Annotated in this window: 3 protein-coding genes; all 3 read left to right on the plus strand. The window is 61.0% G+C overall.

Annotation, left to right across the window (positions count from 1 at the left end; genetic code table 11):
* Positions 1–928, plus strand: a 928-nt coding sequence (gene tssK, locus B3187_RS10335; RefSeq protein ID WP_286806264.1) for a type VI secretion system baseplate subunit TssK, incomplete at its 5' end; no start/stop codon positions are given.
* Between the two features lie 29 nt (positions 929–957).
* Positions 958–1,854 (plus strand): type IVB secretion system protein IcmH/DotU, encoded by an 897-nt coding sequence (gene icmH / locus B3187_RS10340; protein ID WP_286806265.1) that lies wholly within the window; start codon positions 958–960, stop codon positions 1,852–1,854.
* 21 nt (positions 1,855–1,875) lie between these two features.
* A partial coding sequence (gene tssM / locus B3187_RS10345; RefSeq protein WP_286806267.1) for a type VI secretion system membrane subunit TssM occupies positions 1,876–5,311 on the plus strand: 3,436 nt, incomplete at its 3' end.

Genomic DNA, 5,311 nt, shown 5'->3' on the forward strand with positions numbered 1-5,311 from the left:
GGATGGCGGAGATACCCGTCCCGTGGATGTGGGTAAGCTCCGGTTACGCCTGATGCTCGAGTCCGAGGATCTCAGCGGGTATGCCTGTATTGGCGTGCTGCGCATTGCGGAGGTGCGCGATGACCACAACGTGCTGCTCGATGAGCAGTACTTGGCCACCTGTCTCGATTGTACGGCCGCCCCCAGACTCGCGGGCTTTCTGCCCGAGTTATCGGGGATGCTGCATCATCGGGGCGAGGCAATTGCGGGCCGTCTGGCGGATGCCCGCCGGGGCGGAACCGCGGAAATCGCCGACTACATGATGCTGCAGATGATCAACCGCTATGAACCCCTGATCGCCCATCTGGCCACGGTGCGCAATCTGCATCCTCTGGCGCTGTTTCAGCAACTGCTGCTGATGGCCGGAGAGTTGTCCACCTTTGTCGCCAGGGAGAAGCGGCCACCGGAGTTCGCGCCGTACCGGCACGATCAATTGCAGGCCACGTTTTTGCCCCTGATGACCACCCTGCGCAGCTACCTGTCGATGGTGTACGAGCAGACCGCCATCGGTCTGCCACTTGAGGAAAAGAAATATGGTATCCGCGTGGGTACCATTCCCGATCGCTCGCTGCTTTCTTCGGCGGCGTTTGTGTTGGCGGTGCGCGCCGATATCGCCGAGGAAACCCTGCGCTCGCGCCTGCCGGCGCAAATAAAGGTGGGTCCGGTGGAGCGTATCCGGCAGTTGGTCAACGCCGCCATGCCGGGTATTGCCATCAAACCTTTGCCCGTGGCGCCGCGGCAGATTCCCTACCGGTCGGGATACGCCTACTTTGAGTTGGATCAGCACAGCGCCTTCTGGCGGGAAATGGCCAGCTCGGGTGGCTTTGCGTTGCACGTGGGCGGAGACTTCCCCGGCCTGGAAATGGAGTTCTGGGCGATTCGCCAATAGCGATCGCCTCTCGATATTGAGGAGCACCCATGGATTCTCCGGACAAAACGGTCTTTCGCCAGCCTCGCCCCGGTGGCGATCGCACCCGAATGAAACCAGACGTGAACACCCCGCGCGCTGCGGCCGGAACACCAGAGCCGCGTGCGCCTTCACCGGTTGATTCACCCGCGCCACCATCAGCGATGGACCTGCCTCCTGAGCCTCTGGTTGCCGGTCGGGGGCTCAATCCTCTGGTCAGCTCCGCCAATACGCTACTGCTGGTATTTGGCAAAGTCCGCCAGTCGGCACGCCACACTGATGTGCGCGGTCTGTACCGTCAGTTGACCCAGTCGATCCGGGAGTTCGAAGTGGAGGCCCGGGACCGGGGCTATCCGCCGGAGATTGTGCTGGCGGCCCGTTATGTTCTCTGTTCGGTTCTGGATGAGGCGGTACTCAATACCCCCTGGGGTAGCGACAGTCCCTGGGCGCAGCGGACTCTGCTCAGTGCGTTTCACAATGAAACCTCAGGGGGTGAGAAATTTTTTCAGATCCTGCAGCGCATGAACCAGGCCCCATCCCAGAACCTGGACATGTTGGAGTTGATGTATTTGTGCCTGAGCCTGGGGTTCGAAGGGCGCTACCGTCTGGCAAACCGCGGACGCGATGCCCTGGAGCAGATCAAAGACGAGCTCTACCGGACCATCCGCCGGTATCGCGGCGAGCACGAACGCGCGCTGTCGCCACGTTGGCAGGGACTCGGCCGGACCTCCTCAACCCTGGGAGAATCCATTCCGTTGTGGATCTGGAGTGCTGCCGTGGCGTTGCTTCTGGTGTTGATCTTTTCCGGTTTCCGGTACTGGCTTTACACCAATTCCAACCCCGTTGTGGAGCAGCTCGATACTGTCAATGAGCAGATTGAAACCTTTTCCAGGGATTCGTTTGAGTAGACCAACAGGGAACCGATGGTAATGATGAAGCGGATTAAAAATACCTTGCTCCACCCGGTCACCTTATCGCTGGTGGGTGTCTTAATTCTGGCGCTGCTGGTCTGGTTTGGCGGACCCCTGATCAAGTTTGGCGATGAAAACGCGGCGCCCCTGGCCAGCAGCATCACCCGACTGTTGGTCATTCTGGTGTTGCTGGTGCTGTGGGGGCTGAATAACCTGCGCCTGCAATGGCGGGATCGCCAGCAGAATCAGGCGATGGTGGACGACATTCAGCAGAGCCAGACCAACGCAACGGACTATGTCAGTAGTCAGGCGGCCGAGGATGTCCAGCAGATTCAGCAGCGCTTTTTCGAAGCGCTGGCCGTGCTTCGGCAGCGTCGTTTTCGGGGCCGTGCCAACAAGAGTCGAGCCTTGTATGAGCTGCCCTGGTACATCATGGTGGGCCCGCCGGGTGCGGGCAAAACCACCGCGCTGGTGAACTCCGGGCTGGAGTTTCCCCTGGCCGAAAAGTTTGGTGCCGGAGCGCTGCAGGGCGTTGGCGGAACCCGACACTGCGATTGGTGGTTCACCAATGATGCCGTGCTGGTGGACACCGCGGGACGTTACACGACCCAAGACAGTCACCGGGTGGTGGACAGTTCGGCCTGGGAGGGGTTTCTGGGGCTTCTGAAAAAGCACCGCCGTCGCCGGCCGATCAACGGCGTGATTGTCTCGATCAGCGTGCAGGATCTGCTCACCCAGACCGAAGAAGAGCGCGCCCGTCATGCTCGCACCATTCGCACCCGCATTGATGATTTGATGAGTAAGCTGGAGGTGCGCTTTCCCGTCTATCTCATGTTCACCAAGTCGGACCTGATCGCGGGCTTCAATGAGTTTTTCGAAGACCTGGGGAAAGACGAGCGTGAGCAGGTGTGGGGCCTCAGCCTGCCCCGCGCCGGTTCGGTGGAGTCGGCCCCGGACTTTGAGTTTATTGACGCCGAGCTTCGTCAACTCGAAGCCCGACTGTACGAACGTCTGATCTGGCGACTTCATCAGGAACGCGATCCCCAGCGTCGGGCCGCCATCGAGCATTTTCCGACCCAGTTTGAACAACTCAACCGCCTGGTCAAGGGGTTTGTCGAGCAGACCTTTGCCCCGAATCGCTATCGTTACCAGCCGTTGTTGCGCGGCGTCTATTACTCGAGCGGCACCCAGGATGGCACGCCGATTGATCGCCTGGTCAGTACCGTGTCGGCACAGTTCGGGTTTGGGCGCGAACCGGCCGCACCGGGGGTGAATCGGGGTAAAGGCTTTTTCCTGGGACGGCTCTTTCAGGATGTGATTTTTCCGGAGTCTGAGCTGGTGGGCACCAATCCACGCTATGAACGCTGGCGGCAGTGGGGGCGGCGCTCGGCTTACGCGGCTTTGGCGGCCAGTGTCGTGGGTCTGATGATGGTGTGGACAGGCAGTGTCAGTCGCCACGCCTCTGATATGGAAGATGTCCGCTCGCACCTGTCCCGCTTCGAGCAGCGACAAGGGGATGGTTACGGTCCGGCAGCCCCCCGAGCGCACCTGCCAGCGCTGACCGCCCTGGCTCAGGCCAGTTCTGTATACGACCGGGACGCACACCCGGTATTGACCGGCGTCGGCCTCTACGACGGACGCATCGATGAACGCGCCGATCAGGCGTATCAGCGTTATCTGCGCGGCCCGTTCACTCAGGCATTGTTGCGGGAGCTGGAGCAGGCGCTGCTGAATACCGAAGATGATCTGCAGTTGTACAACCAGTTCCGGGTGTACCAGATGTTCGGGGATACTTCGCGCATGGAAGCCCCGCAGGTGGTCGAGTGGTTTACCCGTCGGTGGGCCGCTACGGTGGAGCGCGAGACTCAGACCTCGTTGCGGCACCACCTGGAGGGGTTGCTGGCCCTGGAGTTGACGGATCAGGCGCTTAACCAGCCTCTGGCCCGAACGGTGGCCCAACGCCTACTGCAGGTTCCGGTCGCTCAGCGAGTCTATAACCGGATTCAGAGCGAGCCGGAATTTCAACGTCCGGTTGATCTGCGGGCTCAATACGGCAATCAGTTGACCGCGGTATTTGAATTGCCGGCGAACGCCCGGGATGCGATTCAGGTGCCCTGGATGTTCACCCGCGAAGGCTACAAGTCCATCGACCTCTCACCACGATCGCCGGTACTGCGTGAGCTGGTCAATGACCGCTGGATATTTGAGAGCCTGGAGCAGAGTGCCCAGACCATGACTGAGGACGACCTCGGGGAGCTGAGCGAGCGGGTGACCGAACTGTATCTGCGCGACTACATTCGCACCTGGGTGGGAGTACAGCAGGCACTTTCCATTGATTCTTTCGCCAGCCTCAATCAGGGCAGCGAGCGGTTGGCGCGTGCGGCGGACCCACTGTACTCGCCCCTCTTGCGGGTACTGGAGGTCAGCGCCGCGCAGACGCAGTTGACCAACCCCGAGCTCAAGGAAAAGGTGGCCGGAGCGGGTCGTAGTCAACGAACCAGTATTGCGGCCGGTTTGATTGCCTCGCAAATGGACTCCACCGAAGTGGATCGCCATTTCAGTGAGCTGCATCGGTTGATGGCGGGGGATGCCGGTCAGGCACCCATTCACGCGGTGCTTGGGGAGGTGCGCAAGCTGAGTGATTTCGTGCAGGACATCCGGATGTCGCCGGACCCCCAACGACGCGCGTTCGAAATCGCCCGCGCGCGCTTTGCCGATGGCGAGGGTAATCCGGCCAGTCAATTGCGAAGCTATGCGCGCAACCTGCCCCAGCCCCTGGAGCAGTGGCTCAACGGCCTGTCACGGGAAACCTGGCGGAGTATTCTGATTGAAGCTCGAGGGCATGTCGTCAACGAGTGGCAGGCCCAGGTGTATCAGCCGTATCAGCGCATGGCGGCGGGCCGTTACCCACTGGTGGGCGGTGTGGATGCGGAAATGTCACTGTACGACTTCAGTGAATTCTTCAAGCCGGGCGGGCTGCACGAGCGTTTTGTACAGCAGTATATCGAGCCGTTTGTTCAGACCCGGGGGCGGTGGCACAACCGGCAGGTGGATGGTTACGGCCTGGGGCTTTCGGCCAGTGCCTTGGCTCAGATCCGCCACGGGCAGGCGATCACCGAACTGATGTTCCGCTCGGGGGAGTCCTCCCCGCGACTGAGTCTGGAGTTCAAACCGCAAGACCTGGCCAAAGACAATGCCCGCTTTATTCTTGATATGGGCGACCAGACCCTGTCGTACAGTCACGGGCCCAAGTTCTGGCGTCGGGTTGACTGGTCGGGTGATCAGGCGGAACGCCGGCTGCGTCTGGTGTTCGAGAAGGTCAACGGGGGCGCCAGTGATCGGGTGTACCAGGGGCCCTGGGCCTGGTTCCGAGCGCTGGATGATGCTCAGGTGCAGAAAACGTCTCGCTCGGACGTCTTCCACCTGACGTTCTCCAGCGCCGCCGCGGATACCC

The sequence above is a fragment of the Marinimicrobium sp. UBA4209 genome (genome assembly GCF_002381585.1).
Taxonomy (GTDB): Bacteria; Pseudomonadota; Gammaproteobacteria; order Pseudomonadales; family Cellvibrionaceae; genus Marinimicrobium; species Marinimicrobium koreense.

Coding starts and splice junctions, on each gene's coding strand:
- icmH (WP_286806265.1), top strand. CDS start 958: ATGGATTCTCCGGACAAAACGGTCTTTCGCCAGCCTCGCCCCGGTGGC.